The organism is Pseudomonas sp. NFR09 (assembly GCF_900111535.1).
GTDB lineage: Bacteria > Pseudomonadota > Gammaproteobacteria > Pseudomonadales > Pseudomonadaceae > Aquipseudomonas > Aquipseudomonas extremorientalis.
In genome coordinates this window covers 23,366-40,059 of sequence record NZ_FOIH01000018.1, presented here as the reverse complement: position 1 = coordinate 40,059, position 16,694 = coordinate 23,366, and the positions used below count along the sequence as shown (strand labels likewise).

16 protein-coding genes are annotated in these 16,694 nt (G+C 63.5%); 15 read left to right on the top strand and 1 reads right to left on the bottom strand.

Going from position 1 to position 16,694, the window contains the following annotated elements:
- Window positions 1-94: 94 nt before the first annotated feature.
- Entirely contained in the window at window positions 95-343 is a 249-nt protein-coding gene (locus tag BMX59_RS29500) for a DUF6124 family protein (protein WP_093128453.1), read from the bottom strand.
- A 31-nt stretch (window positions 344-374) separates the two neighbouring features.
- Here BMX59_RS29500 and BMX59_RS30365 point away from each other — a divergent pair, with 31 nt between their 5' ends.
- From BMX59_RS30365 to urtE, 15 genes are all read left to right on the top strand, one after another.
- Window positions 375-668 (top strand): helix-turn-helix domain-containing protein, encoded by a 294-nt coding sequence (locus BMX59_RS30365; protein ID WP_071491613.1) that lies wholly within the window; start codon window positions 375-377, stop codon window positions 666-668.
- A gap of 275 nt (window positions 669-943) precedes the next feature.
- Window positions 944-1,339: a DUF2946 domain-containing protein gene (locus BMX59_RS29490; RefSeq protein WP_071491614.1), complete on the top strand. Its 396-nt coding sequence runs from the start codon at window positions 944-946 to the stop codon at window positions 1,337-1,339.
- A 47-nt stretch (window positions 1,340-1,386) separates the two neighbouring features.
- On the top strand, window positions 1,387-1,869 hold the full coding sequence (locus tag BMX59_RS29485) for a copper chaperone PCu(A)C (protein WP_092249915.1): 483 nt from the start codon (window positions 1,387-1,389) through the stop codon (window positions 1,867-1,869).
- 11 nt (window positions 1,870-1,880) lie between these two features.
- Window positions 1,881-2,270: a DUF2946 domain-containing protein gene (locus BMX59_RS29480; protein ID WP_071491616.1), complete on the top strand. Its 390-nt coding sequence runs from the start codon at window positions 1,881-1,883 to the stop codon at window positions 2,268-2,270.
- Window positions 2,271-2,363: 93 nt separating this feature from the next.
- Window positions 2,364-4,433: a TonB-dependent copper receptor gene (locus BMX59_RS29475; RefSeq protein ID WP_093128450.1), complete on the top strand. Its 2,070-nt coding sequence runs from the start codon at window positions 2,364-2,366 to the stop codon at window positions 4,431-4,433.
- A 125-nt stretch (window positions 4,434-4,558) separates the two neighbouring features.
- Window positions 4,559-5,941 carry a PepSY-associated TM helix domain-containing protein gene (locus BMX59_RS29470; RefSeq protein WP_093128447.1) on the top strand — a complete coding sequence of 461 codons (1,383 nt, stop codon included), beginning with the start codon at window positions 4,559-4,561 and terminating at the stop codon, window positions 5,939-5,941.
- A gap of 151 nt (window positions 5,942-6,092) precedes the next feature.
- The gene (locus BMX59_RS29465) at window positions 6,093-8,201 is read left to right on the top strand and encodes a TonB-dependent receptor (RefSeq protein WP_093128444.1); all 2,109 of its coding nucleotides are present in this window, start codon (window positions 6,093-6,095) and stop codon (window positions 8,199-8,201) included.
- Window positions 8,201-8,989 (top strand): ABC transporter ATP-binding protein, encoded by a 789-nt coding sequence (locus BMX59_RS29460; protein WP_092249901.1) that lies wholly within the window; start codon window positions 8,201-8,203, stop codon window positions 8,987-8,989. Before BMX59_RS29465 ends, BMX59_RS29460 begins: the two co-directional genes overlap by 1 nt.
- On the top strand, window positions 8,986-9,933 hold the full coding sequence (locus tag BMX59_RS29455; RefSeq protein ID WP_092249898.1) for an ABC transporter substrate-binding protein: 948 nt from the start codon (window positions 8,986-8,988) through the stop codon (window positions 9,931-9,933). The genes BMX59_RS29460 and BMX59_RS29455 overlap by 4 nt, the downstream gene beginning before the upstream one ends.
- A complete protein-coding gene (locus BMX59_RS29450; protein ID WP_093128437.1) occupies window positions 9,930-10,940 on the top strand; it encodes a FecCD family ABC transporter permease in 1,011 nt (336 codons plus the stop codon). Before BMX59_RS29455 ends, BMX59_RS29450 begins: the two co-directional genes overlap by 4 nt.
- A gap of 187 nt (window positions 10,941-11,127) precedes the next feature.
- Window positions 11,128-12,393 (top strand): urea ABC transporter substrate-binding protein, encoded by a 1,266-nt coding sequence (gene urtA, locus BMX59_RS29445; protein ID WP_093128435.1) that lies wholly within the window; start codon window positions 11,128-11,130, stop codon window positions 12,391-12,393.
- A 145-nt stretch (window positions 12,394-12,538) separates the two neighbouring features.
- Complete coding sequence (urtB, locus tag BMX59_RS29440; RefSeq protein WP_093128433.1) at window positions 12,539-14,041, top strand: urea ABC transporter permease subunit UrtB; 1,503 nt, start codon at window positions 12,539-12,541, stop codon at window positions 14,039-14,041.
- Complete coding sequence (gene urtC, locus BMX59_RS29435; RefSeq protein ID WP_092249886.1) at window positions 14,041-15,108, top strand: urea ABC transporter permease subunit UrtC; 1,068 nt, start codon at window positions 14,041-14,043, stop codon at window positions 15,106-15,108. The genes urtB and urtC overlap by 1 nt, the downstream gene beginning before the upstream one ends.
- Complete coding sequence (gene urtD, locus BMX59_RS29430) at window positions 15,105-15,938, top strand: urea ABC transporter ATP-binding protein UrtD (RefSeq protein ID WP_170856122.1); 834 nt, start codon at window positions 15,105-15,107, stop codon at window positions 15,936-15,938. The genes urtC and urtD overlap by 4 nt, the downstream gene beginning before the upstream one ends.
- Before the next feature lie 45 nt (window positions 15,939-15,983).
- A complete protein-coding gene (gene urtE / locus BMX59_RS29425; RefSeq protein WP_071491627.1) occupies window positions 15,984-16,682 on the top strand; it encodes an urea ABC transporter ATP-binding subunit UrtE in 699 nt (232 codons plus the stop codon).
- The last annotated feature ends 12 nt before the right edge of the window (window positions 16,683-16,694 follow it).

The following is a 16,694-nucleotide window of genomic DNA, read 5'->3' as shown; positions in this document are numbered from 1 at the left end:
GGGCTTGCCCCGATTACGGTGTATCAGTCTAAACATCTGTGACGGGTCCATCGCCATCGGGGGCAAGCCCCCTCCCACATTTAGAACAGCATCATCACGCAGCGCTTTTCGTTTGCCCGGCAGCATCGTGTACACGCCCCGCAAGCAACTGCGTCAGCTCAATCAACTGCGCGACGCCGAGCAATGCTTCGCGTGGCGCGCCTTCCAGGTTGAAGGCAATGTCACAACTCAGCGCATTGGCTGAGGCCAGGGTTTCGCTGAGGTTGACCAAAAGGTCTTCACTGCTGATTCCATCGGACACGGTGAAAAGCCGGACGGGGGGATTTGGGGTGGGTTTGATCATTCTAAGAGCGCGACCTCTTGGCGATGAACACATGATCGCAAATTCCGAGTTTGCGGACGCACTCAGCGTTGAAGCCGAAGCCCTGAAATCGGATGAACCTGAAGTAGCAGCGCGATTAAACCAATGGCTGGAAAAGGCCCAATACCTCCCTGACAGAAAGACAGGATTCACTCGTTTCGACGCCGCTGACTATCTCCTAACGCAAGAAGATATGGATGCTTTCCTCGAAGCCTGCATCGAAGAGGACCCAGGCGATGGTTCTTTGATCAAAATAGGGAGAGACGACATTGCTCGCGCAACCCGCAGGCTCAACACCAAGCGATAGCCGAACACTGGCAAAATGTGGGAGGGGGCTTGCCCCCGATGGCGGCGTGTCAGCCACTGGTTTGTTGGCTGGGCTGGCGCTAGCGGTGGCAAGTGAATCGTTGCACCAGCCCTCCCACATTTGAACTGTGCAGCTTTGAAGATCGGCATCCACTCGATTCCCCGTCTATCCTCAAACCAGTCACTGCGACACCAAACCACACCGCCCCTTTTTACTTATCCCCACCGATCAGGCTAAATACCCGCCTGATCGTTTAACCCTACGGATTGTCCGCCATGGCCCGTCAACGCTTTGCAATTGCCTGGATCGCCTGCCTTGCAGTGCTGTTCAATGCCTTTGCCATGCCGATGGCCAGCGCCATGCAGCAGTCCAGCGACCCGGTCCGGCAATTGCTGTGGGGCAGTTTCTGTTCCTCAAATGGCGCAAGCCTCAAGACCATCGCCCTGGGCAAGCTGGAGATCCCGGCGCCGCAGCAGGACGATCATTCCACCATGCAGCATTGCTGGTGTTGCTCGGGCTCGGCACCGTTGGTGGCGTTGCCGGGGCATGTGCCGCAGTTGTATCTCACCCAATTCAATACTTCACAGCGCTTGCCGCCGCCCCGGCTGCACAGCCCGCCCCCGCGTCAGCAATGGCCAAGCCTCAACCCCCGCGCCTCTCCAACGGCTTGATCTTCTTCGCAAGTGAACTGCGTTTAGAACCGTTCTGGAGAACTGCCATGCTCAAATCTTCCCTGCTTCTGGCTGCGTTGTTGCTGCCGGTGTTCAGTGCTGCCAATGCCGATGACTACAAGGCCGGCGACCTGCTGGTCAGCGATCCCTGGTCCCAGGAATTGCCACCGAATGCGCCAACCGTCGCGGCGTACTTTGTGATTCACAACACCGGAGAAAGCCCGGACCGCCTGCTCAGTGTCGACACCCCCGTGGCGGACAAGGCCGAGCTGCATGAGCATGTAATGCAGGGCGACCTGATGAAGATGCAGCAGGTGCCCAGCGTCGCCGTACCGGCCAAGGGCGAGCTGACCTTCGCGCCCATGGCGTATCACGTGATGCTGCTGGGCCTCAAGGACCGCAGCCTGCTTGCCGACGGCAAGCAATTCCCGCTGACCCTCACCTTCGAAAAAGCCGGCAAGGTCGAGGTGGAAGTGTCGGTGCAGAAAGTGCCGCCGATGGCCACCCACGAGCACAAGCACGCCCAATAGGCTGACACTCGATGGGCGCCCCTCGCGCCAGGTTGTCTCCACATTCGCGTATGAAGCGCGGCAGTTGGATCAGCCTGTTCGCCATGCTGATGATCTTTATCGGTCCGCTGATTTCCCAAGCGATGCCGATGGACCATCACGCCGGTATGTCGATGGACATGCCGATGGACCACGGCGCCTCCCATCACCCCAAGGCGCCTGACGAACACCACGCCCTCTGGTCCAAGTGCGGCTATTGCGACCTGCTCTATAGCTGCCCCGCCCTGCCCGGCGGCGTTTCAATCTTCACCCTGAGCAGCCCGCCGCCCGCCAGCGCCCTCACCCCCGCCACACGCCTGGGCCATGCCCGGCAGAGCATCTTCCCCGGCGCCCGCAGCCGCGCGCCGCCCATCGCTTCGTAGGCACTTAACACCGTTACTTCACACCGGCCGACTTTAGACAGACAGCCGCAGGCTGCTGGCCGTGTTGTTTACGATTGCTAGATGGAATGTGTCATGTCCAGGTTTCCTGCTGACTCCCGTATGGGATATACCCCTGTGCTCGCTGCCCTGTGCGGCGCGCTGCTTGCCCCTCACGCTCAGGCCGATGACCACGCCGAACATGAGCTGACGCCCACCGTGATCACGGCAATCGCCCCCAGCTCACCGCTGACCGTTATCACCAACCCGAAAGACCCACGCCAACCGGTGCCCGCCAGCGATGGCGGCGACTACCTCAAGACCATCCCCGGCTTCGCCCTGGTGCGCAATGGCGGCACCAATGGCGACCCGGTGCTGCGCGGCATGTTCGGCTCACGCCTGAACATCCTCACCAACGGCAGCATGATGCTCGGCGCCTGCCCCGGCCGCATGGACGCCCCCACCTCGTACATCTCGCCCGAGACCTACGACAAGCTCACCGTGATCAAAGGCCCGCAAACCGTGCTCTGGGGCCCGGGCGCATCGGCCGGCACCATTCTGTTCGAGCGCGAGCCGGAGCAGTTCGGCGAACTCGGCACACGTCTCAACGCCAGTGTGCTGGCCGGTTCCAACGGGCGCTTCGACAAGGTCATCGACGCTGCTGCCGGCGGGCCACTGGGCTACGTGCGGGTGATCGGCAACCAGGCCCACGCCGATGACTACAAGGACGGCAACAACGACACCGTCGCCTCGCGCTATGACAAATGGAATGGCGATGTGGCGGTCGGCTTCACCCCCGACGCCGACACCCTGCTGGAACTCACCGCCGGCCGTGGCGATGGCGAGGCGCGTTATGCCGGGCGCGGTATGGACGGTTCGCAGTTCCTGCGCGAGAGCCTGGGGCTGCGCTTTGAAAAGTCCAACATCGGCGAGGTGCTGGATAAGGTCGAGGCCCAGGTCTATTACAACTACGCCGACCACGTGATGGACAACTACAGCCTGCGCACGCCATCCGGCACCGGCATGATGGCGGGGCCCATGGCGTCCAACGTCGACCGGCGCACCCTCGGCGCACGTATCAAGGCCACCTGGCGCTGGGCCGATGTGCAACTGATCGGCGGCCTGGACGCGCAGACCAACGAACACCGCCAGCGCAGCAGCATGGGCATCGACACCTACAAGGACTTGCCCCGGGTCAAGGACGCCAACTTCCACAACTACGGCGCGTTCGGCGAACTGACCTGGTACGCCGCCGACCGCGATCGCCTGATCACCGGTGCGCGGCTGGACCGCGTTTCGGCCAAGGATCTGCGCCAGACCAGCGGCTCGGGGATGATGACCCGCCCCAACCCGACCGCCGACGACACCCGCGCCGACACGTTGCCCTCGGGCTTCGTGCGGTATGAACACGACCTGGCCGACAGCCCCACCACCCTCTACGCCGGCCTGGGCCACTCGGAGCGCTTCCCGGATTACTGGGAGCTGTTTTCCCCCAACACCGGCGCGGTCGGTTCGGTGAATGCCTTCGACGGCGTGAAGCCGGAGAAAACCACCCAGCTCGACTTCGGCGCGCAATACAAAGCCGACGACCTTGAAGCCTGGGCCTCGGGTTACATCGGCCGGGTGCAGGACTTCATCCTGTTCGACTACAGGCCCGGCATGATGGGCACCACCTCCCAGGCCCGCAACGTCGACGCGCGCATCGTGGGCGGCGAATTGGGCGCGGCCTACAAGCTCACCCGCAACTGGAAAGCCGACGCCACCCTCGCCTATGCCTGGGGCAAAAACAGCAGCGACGGCAAGGCGCTGCCGCAGATGCCGCCGCTGGATGCACGACTGGGCCTGACCTACAGCGAAGACGACTGGAGCGCCGGTGCGTTGTGGCGCGTGGTCGCGGCGCAGAACCGCATCGACCAGAACAAAGGCAATGTGGTCGGCAAGGACTACGACAAGAGCGGCGGCTTTGGCGTGTTCTCGCTGAACGCGGCGTACCGCATCAACAAGCACTTCAAGGTCAGCACCGGCGTCGACAACCTGTTCGGCAAGGCCTATGCCGAGCACCTGAACCTGGCCGGTAACGCCGGGTTCGGCTACCCGGCGAGTGACCCGCAAGCCATCAAGGAGCCAGGCCGAACACTCTGGACCAAAGTCGACATGAGCTTCTAAGAGCATCGCGGGCAAGCGCCCTCCCACACTTTTGATGTTGTGAACACCATCAAATGTGGGAGGGGGCTTGCCCCCGATGACGGCCGACCAGACACAAAAAATTCAACGCCTTGCGGAGCCCAATGATGAGCACTCAAAAAATATCCTTCTACAACCTGGCCTGGCGCTGGCACTTCTACGCCGGCCTCTTCGTCGCCCCTTTCATGGTGCTGCTGGCCCTGACCGGCATCATCTACCTGTTCAAACCCCAGCTCGACCCGCTGATGTACGGCGACCTGCTCAAGGTGCAGAGCGCCGCGCACGCCCTGAGCGCCGACGAGCAACTGCAACGCGCCCAGGCGGCCTACCCCAAGGCCGCGATCAGCAAATACCTGCCCGCCGCCGACGCCACCAGCAGCGCGCAATTCGTGACGCATCAGGACGGCCGCGAAGTGACGGTCTTTGTCGACCCCTATCGCGGCACGGTCCTCGGCGAGCAGGATGCCAAATACAACCTGCAAGCCATCGCCCGCGCCCTGCACGGCGAGCTGATGATCGGCACGGTCGGCGACCGTCTTGTAGAACTCGCCGCCGGTTGGGGCGTGATGCTGGTGGTGTCGGGCCTGTACCTGTGGTGGCCGCGCGGCAAGTCATCAGCCGGTGTTCTATGGCCACGCTTCACCACCCGTGGCCGGGTGTTCTGGCGCGACCTGCATGCGGTCACCGGTTTCTGGGGCGCCTCGCTGTTGCTGGTGATGCTGCTCAGCGGCATGACCTGGACCGGCTTCTGGGGCAAGCAGTACGCCGAGCTGTGGAATCGCTTTCCAGCGGCGATGTGGAACAACGTGCCGCAGTCCGACCAGCAGGCGCGCAGCCTCAATACCGCCAGCCAACAGACCGTGCCCTGGGCCATGGAGAACACGCCGATGCCGATGTCCGGCGACCACGCCGAGCACATGAACCACGGCGCCATGCACGCCGGTCCCGCTGCACCCACGGTGCGCCTGCAACAGGTGGTCGACCTGGCCAATGCACGCCACGTCGAGCCCGGCTACAGCATCACCTTCCCCACCACCGCCGAAGGTGTGTTCACCGTCGCGATGTTCGCCAACGACCCACGCAACGACGCTACCCTGCACGTCGACCAGTACACCGGCAAGGTCCTCGCCGATGTGCGCTGGGAGCATTACAACCTGGTGGCGCGCGCCACCGAGACCGGCGTGATGCTGCACGAAGGCAAGATGTTCGGCTGGGTCAATCAGCTGATCGTGCTGCTGATCTGCCTGATGATCCTGCTGAGCGCGGTCAGCGGCGTGGTGATCTGGTGGAAGCGTCGTCCGGTGGGCGGGCTGGGCGTGCCGCCGCTGCGCCACGACCTGCCGAAGTGGAAAACCGCGATGGTGATCATGTTCGGGCTGGCGATCATTTTCCCGCTGGTGGGTGCGTCGTTGATCGTGGTGTGGGTGCTGGACCGCCTGGTGTTGGCGCGGCTGTTCGCACAACGTGAATCTGCCTCAGGTTCGACATGAAGTCGGCGAGATGCCCTACATAGAGGCGTTATGTAGTCTTACGCGGGCTTTCGCCCACGCCGCAGTAAGTGTTAACTTATAACACTTACTGCTTACTCCAGCTCGCCGCGCCCAGCGGCGAGCACTGCCTTCAAGAAGACTTTTTCGTCCGATGAACAAGTACCTCGCGTCCGGCCTGTGCCTGCTCGCCCTGCATACCAGCGCCCAGGCCCTGACCCTGCCCGCCAGCCCCGTCACTGCACCTGCCGTGGACGATGACCACGTCGACCTCAAGACCCCGACCACCGCCGGTTCGCGCCTGAACCTCAGCGCCCTGCAAACCCCCGGCAGCGTCGAGAGCCAGACCGGCGTGCAGATCCGCGAACGCGGCGACGCCAGTGTGCAGGACGCGATTTCCCGCGCCACCGGCATCAGCCGCACCGGCACGCCGGGCGACGGCGGCACCTCGTTGTCGGCCCGGGGTTTTACCGGCCAGGGCTCGGTGATGCAGTTGTATGACGGCAACCGCATGTACATGGGCATGGGCACCTCGACCTTCCCGGTGGACACCTGGTCGGTGGAGCGCGTCGACGTACTGCGCGGCCCGGCCTCGGTGCTGTACGGCGAAGGCGCCACCGGTGCGGTGATCAACACCGTGCCGAAAAAGCCTTTCGAGGGCGAGATCGAAAACCACATCCGCCTCGGCTACGGCTCGTATGATCGCCAGCAACAAGCCCTGGACAGCGGCGGCTCGCTGACCGACACCCTGAGCTACCGCCTGAACCTCAATCGCCTGCGCAGCAACGGATTCATCGACCGCGGCGACTCCAGCAGCGACTTCGTCAGCGGTGCCCTGCGCTGGCAGGCGGCAGACAACCTGAGCTTCACTTTCGCCAGCGACTACGGCGACCAGCGCCCGCAGAACTACTTCGGCACACCGCTGATCAACGGCCAGTTGCACAAGGGCCTGCGCAACAAGAACTACAACGTCAGCAACGACACCCAGCACTACAACGACCAGTGGACACGCCTGACCAGCGAGTGGCAGATCAACGACAGCGTCAGCGCCACCAACGAGCTGTATTACCTGAAAAACCAGCGTCGCTGGCAGAACGCGGAGAACTACAACTTCACCGGCGGCCAACTGACCCGCAGCGGCAACTACGGCATCAAGCACAACCAGGAACAGGTGGGCGACCGCCAGACCTTCACCTTCAAGCACAGCCTGTTCGGCCTCGAGAGCCAGACCGTGACCGGTGTGGAATACAACCGCATCCGCTTCCGCCTGGCCAGTAACTCGCCGTTTACCGACACGTTTGCCAGCGGCCAACCCATCGACGTGAACCACCCCGCGCCGGGCCAGTTCGCCAGCAACGACCCGTTCAAGCCGCTGTTCGCCAGCACCACCAAAACCGTCGCCGGCTTCGCGGAAAACCGCCTGCAGCTCACCGACCAACTGTCGCTGATCACCGGCATCCGCCGCGACTACGCGCACATCGACCGTGATGACCTGCGCACCGGCAGCCAGTCCGACAAGACCCTTACCGGCAATAACTGGAAGGCGGGCCTGGTCTACGCGATCACGCCCGACACCTCGGTCTATGGCCAGTACGCCACCAGCACCGACGGCGTCGGTGGCCTGATTTCCCTGAGCCCGGGCCAGCAGCAGTTCGACCTGTCCACGGCCAGGCAGACCGAGATCGGCATCAAACAGGCCTTCTGGGATCAGCGCGGCGAATGGACATTGGCGGCGTATCACATCGTCAAAAAGAAACTGCTCACCGACGTGCCGGGCAATCCGAGCCTGCAGCAGCAAGTCGGCCAACAATCCTCCCGTGGCCTGGAAGCCAGCCTCGACCTGCAACTGCCCCACGCCTGGCAACTGCAAGCCAACGCGGCCATCGTGCATGCGCAGTACGACGACTTCAAACAGGACGTCAACGGCGTGCAAGTGTCCCGCGACGGCAACCGCCCGGTGGACGTCCCACGTCGCACCGCCAACCTGTGGCTGAGCAAGGCGGTGACCGACGATATCCGCGCCGGTGCCGGTGTGCGTTATGTGGATGCACGTTATGCCGACATGGCCAACCAGAATGAGTTGCCCAGCTACACCGTGGTCGATGCCACCGTGTCGTGGAAAGCCCTGCGCAACACCACCCTGGGCCTGCAGTTGAACAACCTGTTCGACCGCACCTACGCCGTCAGCCAATACAACGACGGCCAGCAGTGGATCCTCGGCGAACCACGCTCGTTTTTTGTCACGGCGGACTACACCTTCTGATGACCGCACTCACCCTCAGCGACCTGGCCTGGACCCCGCCGGGGCATGACCATTGTCATCACCAGTTCCAACTGCGTGACGCCAGCCTGCAAGTCGGTGCGGGAGAGTTCGTCGGCCTGATCGGGCCTAACGGCAGCGGCAAGACCAGCCTGTTGCGCTGCGCCTACCGGTTCAGCAAACCGGCGTGCGGCGACGTGTTGCTCGACCATCAGAACGTGTGGAAACAGAGTTCGAAGTGGTGCGCGCAACGCATTGCCGTGGTGCTGCAGGAGTTCCCGGATGCGTTCGGCCTGCGCGTCGATGAAGTGGTCGCCATGGGCCGTACGCCGCACAAGGGCCTGTTCGACGGCGACACGCTGCACGACCGGCAGTTGATCCAACGGGTGCTGACGTCAGTCGGCATGCACGGCTTCGAGGATCACGCTTTCGCCACCCTGTCAGGGGGTGAAAAGCAACGTGTGATCCTGGCCCGCGCCCTGGCCCAGCAACCGCAGTTGCTGATCCTCGACGAGCCGACCAACCACCTCGACCCGCGCTACCAACTGGAGCTGCTGCGGCTGGTCAAGCGCCTGCACATCGGCACCCTGGCGAGCATTCACGACCTCAACCTGGCCGCCGCCTTCTGCGATCGCCTGTATGTGATCAACCACGGGCGCATCGTCGCCAGCGGCACGCCCCATGAGGTGCTGACCCGCGAACTGCTGCGCGATGTGTTTGGCGTCGAAGCGTTGATCGATCCCCACCCGCTGTCCGGCTACCCCCGAATCACCTGGATAACCCAACCATGATCCTGCGTTCGCTGCTTGCCACTACCTTGTTGTTCAATGCCACCGGGGCACTCGCCGAAGCGACCCACTACCCGGTGACCATCAAGAGCTGCAACCGCGACGTGACCTTCCAGGAAGCGCCGAAACACGCGGTCAGCCACGACATCAACATGACCCAGATGATGCTCGCCCTCGGCCTCAAACCGAGCATGGCCGGTTACAGCGGCGTTACCGGCTGGAAGTCGGTCACGCCGGAAATGGCCGGGCTGCTCGACGGCCTGCCGGAGCTGGCGAGCAAGTATCCCTCGGTGGAAACCCTGCTCAACGCCAATGTGGATTTCTTCTTCGCCGGCTGGGACTACGGCATGCGCGTGGGCGGCGACCTCACGCCAAGCACGCTGCAACCCTTGGGCATCAACGTGTATGAGCTGACCGAATCCTGCGCCTTCGTGATGAAGCGCCCGGCCGCGACCCTGGAAGACACTTATAACGACCTGCGCAACCTGGGCAGGATTTTCGATGTGCAGGAACGCGCCAATGCCTTGATCGCGCAGATGCAGGCGCAGGTCGCCGAGGTGCAACAGGACCTGCCCGCCGACAAGCCCCGGGTGTTCCTCTACGACAGCGGTGAAGACCGCGCCATGACCTCCGGCCGCCTGGGCATGCCCCAGGCGCTGATCGACGCGGCGGGCGGGCGCAACATTCTCGATGACATCGACGCCAGTTGGACCCGCGTCAACTGGGAGACCGTGGTGGAGCGCAACCCGCAGGTGATCGTGATCGTCGACTACAGCGAAGTCACTGCCGAGCAGAAGGAGCAATTCCTGCTCAACAACCCGGCGCTGCAAGCGGTGGATGCGATCCGCAACCAGCGCTTTATCGTGATCCCTTACGTGCAGGCCACGCCGGGTATCGACAACGTGCTGGCGGTGGAAACCCTGGCCAAGGGGTTCCACGGCGAATGATCACCCGTCGCTATGGGCTGCTGCTCGCCACGCTTGGCGCGGTGCTGCTGGTCTCCTGCGTGCTCTCGCTGGGCTTCGGCCCGGCACGGGTGCCAGTGGACGTCGTGTGGCGCATCCTGCTGTACAAAGCGCTCGGCATCGGTCAAGCGAATTGGCCGGCCGGGCAGGAACATATCGTGTGGCTGATCCGTGTGCCGCGCATGCTGCTCGGCGCGCTGGTGGGCGCCGGGCTGGCGTTGATCGGCGCGGTGTTGCAGGCAGTCACGCGCAACCCGCTGGCCGATCCGCACCTGCTTGGTGTCACGTCCGGCGCCACCCTGGGCGCGGTGATCGTGGTGCTGCATGTGGGCGAAGTCATCGGCCTGCTGACCTTGCCCATCGCCGCGTTTGTCGGAGCTTTGGCGAGCATGCTGGTGGTGTTGGCCGTGGCCAGTCGCAACGGTCGCCTGGAAAGCGATCGTCTGTTGCTGTGCGGTGTGGCGGTGTCCTTTGTGATGATGGCGGCGGCCAATCTGCTGCTGTTCATGGGCGACCATCGCGCCGCCTCGGCGGTGATGTTCTGGATGCTCGGCGGCCTCGGCCTGGCGCGCTGGGAGCTGCTGGCGATTCCGGCGCTGACGGTACTGCTGGGACTTCTGGTGCTGCTGGGCATGGCACGCCCGTTGAACGCGCTGATGGCCGGCGAACAGACCGCCGTGACCCTCGGCCTGAACGCCCGCACCGTGCGGCTGAAGGTGTTCCTGGTGGCCTCATTGATGACCGGTGTGCTGGTGTCCATCAGCGGCTCCATCGGTTTTGTAGGGCTGATGGTGCCGCACATCGCTCGGCGTCTCGTCGGTGCCGAGCATCGCCGCCTGCTGCCGATCTGCGTGCTGCTGGGCAGTCTGTTCCTGGTCTGGGTCGACGTGGCCGCCCGCACGCTGATCGCCCCTGAAGACCTGCCCATCGGCGTGGCCACGGCGGCGATTGGCGGGGTGTTTTTCATCGGGCTGATGCGCAAGCGCTGACCGCGCCCCGTTGTAGCGCATAGCGATGCACCTGGCACGCAGCCCTGCCATTTGATGGTGCGCAACCCGAGCGCAACACGCGGCCAGGCGACTATTTCATGCCTTTTCCCGACTAGGCACAGCGCTTGCAATCACCTCCTCGACTTTGTCCCTCTCATAACAATCTTGAGTTCACGGAGATCGCACCATGAAGCGTCGTAGCTTGATCAAGGCTTTCACTCTTTCGGCGTCCATTGCCGCCATGGGCATGACCTGGACGATCCAGGCCGCCGAGACCATCAAGGTCGGCATCCTGCACTCGTTGTCCGGCACCATGGCGATCTCCGAAACCTCGCTCAAAGACATGGCGCTGATGACCATTGACGAGATCAACGCCAAGGGCGGCGTGAACGGCAAGATGCTCGAACCGGTGGTGGTCGACCCGGCGTCCAACTGGCCGCTGTTCGCCGAGAAGGGCCGCCAGTTGCTGACCCAGGACAAGGTCGCCGTGGTGTTCGGCTGCTGGACTTCGGTGTCGCGCAAATCGGTGTTGCCGGTGTTCGAAGAACTCAACGGCCTGCTGTTCTACCCGGTGCAATACGAAGGCGAAGAGATGTCGCCGAACGTGTTCTATACCGGCGCGGCGCCCAACCAGCAGGCGATCCCGGCGGTGGAGTACCTGATGAGCGAAGAAGGCGGTGCGGCCAAGCGCTTCTTCCTGCTGGGCACCGACTACGTGTACCCGCGCACCACCAACAAGATCCTGCGCTCGTTCCTGCACTCCAAGGGCGTCGCGGATAAGGACATCGAAGAGGTCTACACCCCGTTCGGGCACAGCGACTACCAGACCATCGTCGCCAACATCAAGAAGTTCTCCGCCGGCGGCAAGACCGCGGTGATCTCCACCGTGAACGGCGACTCCAACGTGCCGTTCTACAAAGAGCTGGCCAACCAGGGGCTGAAAGCCACCGATGTACCGGTGGTGGCGTTCTCGGTGGGCGAAGAAGAATTGCGTGGTATCGACACCAAGCCCCTGGTGGGCAACCTGGCGGCCTGGAACTACTTCCAGTCGGTGGAGAACCCGGTGAACAAGAAGTTCGTGGCCGACTGGAAAGCCTACGCCAAGAAACACAACCTGCCGGGCGCGGATAAAGCCGTGACCAACGACCCGATGGAAGCCACCTACGTGGGCATCCACATGTGGGCGCAGGCTGCCGAGAAAGCCAAGTCCACCGATGTCGACAAAGTGCGCGAAGCCCTGGCCGGCCAGACCTTTGCCGCGCCATCGGGCTTTACCCTGACCATGGACAAGACCAACCACCACCTGCACAAGCCGGTGATGATCGGCGAGATCCAGGCCGATGGGCAGTTCTCGGTGGTGTGGCAGACCCAGGAGCCGATCCGCGCACAACCGTGGAGCCCGTACATCCCCGGCAATGACAAGAAGCCGGACTATGCGGTGAAAAGTAACTAAGCCCCAAGCGCAGATAACAATGTGGGAGGGGACTTGCCCCCGATAGCTGAGTGTCAGGCTCTGCATGTGCTGACTGACCCACCGCCATCGGGGGCAAGCCCCCTCCCACATCAAGCTTGTCCGCGCGTGATCAGGACATTTGTTTATGCCCACTGCCCTCTACCGCTGTTTACTGGCTTTGCTGCTGTTGCTGCCTTTGGCCGCACACGCCAGCGACGCCGAAGACTTCCTGTCCGCCAACCCCACCCAACAAGCCAAACTGCTCCAGGACTGGGCCGCCCAGCCTGACCCGGCGCGCATCGAGCTGATGGACGCCCTGCAACAAGGTCAGCTCACCGTCAACGGTGAGACCAGGACCGTACGCCTGAACAACCGCCTGCGCGGCCTGATCGATAACGTGCAGGCCAGCCAGCAACTGCTCGCCGCCGACCCCAAGGTGCGTCTGGCCGCCGCGAAGACCTTGCAGAAAAGCGCGCAACCCGCGCAGTTGAAATTCCTCGACCAGCAAGTCGCCACGGAAACCGATGAGCAGGTGCACAGCGCCCTCAGCCTGGCACTGGCCAACCTGCAACTGGTCGACACCGACCCGGCCATTCGCCTGAATGCCGTGCGTTTGCTCGGCAGTACCGGCGACCCGCTGGCCCGCACGCGCCTGGAAGCCCTGCTTGCGCCGGGCGTTGAAAGCGATGTCGCCGTGCATACCGCCGCCGAAACCAGCCTGGCCCAGGTCAAGCGCAAATTGATGATCGGCGAACTGCTCGGGCAAGCCTTCAGCGGCATGTCCCTGGGCTCGATCCTGCTGCTCGCGGCCCTGGGCCTGGCGATCACCTTCGGCCTGCTGGGCGTGATCAATATGGCCCACGGCGAGATGCTGATGCTGGGTGCCTACTCCACCTACGTGGTGCAACTGCTGATGCAACGCTACGTACCGGCGGCCATCGAGTTCTACCCATTGGTCGCGCTGCCGGTGGCGTTCTTCGTCACCGCCGCCATCGGCATGGCCCTGGAGCGCACGGTGATCCGTCACCTCTACGGGCGGCCCCTGGAAACCCTGCTGGCGACCTGGGGCATCAGCCTGATGCTGATCCAACTGGTGCGCCTGGTGTTCGGCGCGCAGAACGTCGAGGTGTCCAACCCGGCGTGGTTGTCCGGTGGTATCCAGGTGCTGCCCAACCTGGTGCTGCCGTACAACCGCATCGTGATCATCGCCTTTGCGCTGTGCGTGGTACTGCTGACCTGGCTGCTGCTGAACAAGACCCGCCTGGGCCTCAACGTGCGTGCGGTCACCCAGAACCGCAACATGGCCGCCTGCTGCGGCGTGCCCACCGGGCGCGTGGACATGCTCGCGTTTGGCCTGGGTTCGGGTATTGCAGGTCTGGGCGGGGTCGCTCTGAGCCAGATCGGCAACGTCGGCCCGGACCTGGGCCAGAGCTACATCATCGACTCGTTCCTGGTGGTGGTGCTTGGCGGCGTCGGTCAGTTGGCCGGCAGCGTCACGGCGGCGTTCGGCCTGGGCATCGCCAACAAAATCCTGGAACCGCAGATCGGTGCCGTGCTCGGCAAGATCCTGATCCTCGCGCTGATCATTCTGTTTATCCAGAAACGCCCGCAGGGACTCTTCGCACTGAAAGGACGGGTGATCGACTGATGAACCAGCCATTGATGCTCACGGCCACGCAAAAGGCCGGCCCCAAGCTGACGATTGCCCTCGGCGCGATGATCCTCGCGGTGCTGCTCGCGCTGCCGCTGCTGTCGCTGTTGCCGCCGGACAATCTCTTTCATGTCTCGGCCTATACCTTGACCCTGGTGGGCAAGATCCTCTGCTACGCCATCGTCGCCCTCGCCCTCGACCTGGTGTGGGGCTACGCGGGCATGCTGTCCCTCGGCCACGGCCTGTTCTTTGCGCTGGGCGGTTATGCCATGGGCATGTACCTGATGCGCCAGGCCGCCGGCGATGAGCTACCGGCGTTCATGACCTTCCTGTCGTGGACCGAACTGCCGTGGTACTGGGTGGGCACCGAGCACTTCCTCTGGGCCTTGTGCCTGGTGGTGCTCGCGCCGGGGTTGCTGGCGCTGGTGTTCGGCTTCTTCGCCTTCCGTTCGCGGATCAAGGGCGTGTACTTCTCGATCATGACCCAGGCCCTGACCTTCGCCGGCATGCTGCTGTTTTTCCGCAACGAGACCGGCTTTGGCGGCAACAACGGCTTCACCAATTTCCGCAGCATCCTCGGGTTTGGCATTACCGAGCCGGGCACGCGGGCGGTGCTGTTTGTCGCCACCGTCGCCTTGCTGGTGGCCAGCCTGTACATCGGCTGGCGCCTGGCGCAGAGCAAGTTCGGCCGGGTGCTGACCGCGCTGCGCGATGCCGAGAACCGCCTGATGTTCTGCGGCTACGACCCGCGTGGTTTCAAGCTGTTCGTGTGGGTGTTGAGCGCGGTGTTGTGTGGTTTGGCCGGGGCGCTGTATGTGCCGCAGGTGGGCATTATCAACCCCAGCGAAATGTCGCCGACCAACTCCATCGAAGCCGCCGTGTGGGTGGCCCTGGGCGGGCGCGGCACGCTGATCGGCCCATTGCTCGGCGCTGGCGTGGTCAATGGCATGAAGAGCTGGTTCACCGTGGCCTTCCCGGAGTACTGGCTGTTCTTCCTCGGGGCGCTGTTCATCCTCGTCACCCTGTACCTGCCCAAGGGCGTTATCGGCCTGTTGAAGAAATGAGGAACGTCATGCTGGAACCCATTTTCGATGCGGGCAGCGGCCGCGATGCCATCGGCCTTGGCCAGGCAGCCGGCAAGGGCCTGAACACCCGCCACGGCACCATCCTGACCCTGGAAGACATCAGCGTGAGCTTTGATGGCTTCAAGGCCCTCAACGACCTGAACCTGTACATCGGCGTCGGCGAACTGCGCTGCATCATCGGCCCCAACGGTGCGGGCAAGACCACGCTGATGGACGTGATCACCGGCAAGACCCGCCCCAGCCACGGCACCGCCTGGTTTGGCGAAAACCTCGACCTGACCGGCATGAGCGAAGTGCAGATCGCCCAGGCCGGCATCGGTCGCAAGTTCCAGAAACCAACGGTGTTCGAGGCCTTGAGCGTGTTCGAAAACCTGGAGCTGGCGCAGAAGACCGACAAATCGGTGTGGGCCAGCCTGCGCGCACGCCTGAGCGGCGAACAGAAAGACCGCATCGATGAAGTGCTCGACACCATCCGCCTGACCGCCTGCGCACCGCGCCAGGCCGGGTTGCTGTCTCACGGCCAGAAGCAGTTCCTGGAAATCGGCATGCTGCTGATGCAGGACCCGCAACTGTTGCTGCTGGACGAACCGGTGGCGGGGATGACCGACGCCGAGACCGAGTTCACCGCCGAACTGTTCAAGCGCCTGGCGGGCAAGCATTCGCTGATGGTGGTGGAGCACGACATGGGTTTTGTCGGCTCGATTGCCGACCACGTGACGGTGTTGCACCAGGGCAGCGTGCTGGCCGAAGGGTCGCTGGAGCAGGTGCAGGAAAACGAGCGGGTGATCGAGGTTTACCTCGGTCGCTGACCAGGACACTGGCTTGCTTTATGTGGGATCTAAGGAGGTTTGAGAATGCTGCAAGTCGACAAGCTGCACCAATACTACGGCGGTAGCCACATCCTGCGCGGGCTGTCCTTTGATGTGAAGGTCGGCGAAGTCACCTGCCTGCTCGGGCGCAACGGCGTGGGCAAGACCACCTTGCTCAAGTGCCTGATGGGCCTGTTGCCGGCCAAGGAAGGCGCGGTGACCTGGGAAGGCCGGGCCATCACGGCGTTCAAGCCGCACCAGCGGGTGCACGCCGGTATCGCCTACGTACCCCAGGGCCGGGAAATCTTTGGCCGGCTGACGGTGGAAGAAAACCTGCTGATGGGGCTGTCGCGTTTTGGCGCGAAGGAGGCCAGGGAGGTGCCGGCCTTTATCTACGAATTGTTCCCGGTGTTGCTGCAAATGAAACACCGGCGCGGCGGCGACTTGTCCGGTGGCCAGCAACAACAATTGGCCATCGGCCGCGCTCTGGCCAGCCGGCCGCGCCTGTTGATCCTCGATGAGCCCACCGAAGGCATCCAGCCTTCGGTGATCAAGGAAATCGGCGCGGTGATCCAGAAGCTCGCCGCACGCGGTGACATGGCGATCCTGCTGGTGGAGCAGTTCTACGATTTCGCCGCCGAGCTGGCCGACCAGTACCTGGTGATGTCCCGGGGCGAGATCGTGCAGCAGGGGCGCGGAGACCAGATGGAAAGCGAGGGCGTGCGCGGCCTGGTGACGATCTGAGCCGCCCCCCTT

Bases quoted from the DNA above. Each gene is read 5' to 3' on its own strand.
- BMX59_RS29500 (WP_093128453.1), bottom strand. From the start codon at position 343: ATGATCAAACCCACCCCAAATCCCCCCGTCCGGCTTTTCACCGTGTCC.
- BMX59_RS29470 (WP_093128447.1), top strand. From the start codon at position 4,559: ATGAGCACTCAAAAAATATCCTTCTACAACCTGGCCTGGCGCTGGCAC.
- BMX59_RS30365 (WP_071491613.1), top strand. From the start codon at position 375: ATGATCGCAAATTCCGAGTTTGCGGACGCACTCAGCGTTGAAGCCGAA.
- BMX59_RS29465 (WP_093128444.1), top strand. From the start codon at position 6,093: ATGAACAAGTACCTCGCGTCCGGCCTGTGCCTGCTCGCCCTGCATACC.
- BMX59_RS29480 (WP_071491616.1), top strand. From the start codon at position 1,881: ATGGGCGCCCCTCGCGCCAGGTTGTCTCCACATTCGCGTATGAAGCGC.
- urtB (WP_093128433.1), top strand. From the start codon at position 12,539: ATGCCCACTGCCCTCTACCGCTGTTTACTGGCTTTGCTGCTGTTGCTG.
- urtE (WP_071491627.1), top strand. From the start codon at position 15,984: ATGCTGCAAGTCGACAAGCTGCACCAATACTACGGCGGTAGCCACATC.
- BMX59_RS29485 (WP_092249915.1), top strand. From the start codon at position 1,387: ATGCTCAAATCTTCCCTGCTTCTGGCTGCGTTGTTGCTGCCGGTGTTC.
- BMX59_RS29455 (WP_092249898.1), top strand. From the start codon at position 8,986: ATGATCCTGCGTTCGCTGCTTGCCACTACCTTGTTGTTCAATGCCACC.
- BMX59_RS29450 (WP_093128437.1), top strand. From the start codon at position 9,930: ATGATCACCCGTCGCTATGGGCTGCTGCTCGCCACGCTTGGCGCGGTG.
- urtC (WP_092249886.1), top strand. From the start codon at position 14,041: ATGAACCAGCCATTGATGCTCACGGCCACGCAAAAGGCCGGCCCCAAG.
- BMX59_RS29475 (WP_093128450.1), top strand. From the start codon at position 2,364: ATGTCCAGGTTTCCTGCTGACTCCCGTATGGGATATACCCCTGTGCTC.
- urtA (WP_093128435.1), top strand. From the start codon at position 11,128: ATGAAGCGTCGTAGCTTGATCAAGGCTTTCACTCTTTCGGCGTCCATT.
- urtD (WP_170856122.1), top strand. From the start codon at position 15,105: ATGAGGAACGTCATGCTGGAACCCATTTTCGATGCGGGCAGCGGCCGC.
- BMX59_RS29460 (WP_092249901.1), top strand. From the start codon at position 8,201: ATGACCGCACTCACCCTCAGCGACCTGGCCTGGACCCCGCCGGGGCAT.
- BMX59_RS29490 (WP_071491614.1), top strand. From the start codon at position 944: ATGGCCCGTCAACGCTTTGCAATTGCCTGGATCGCCTGCCTTGCAGTG.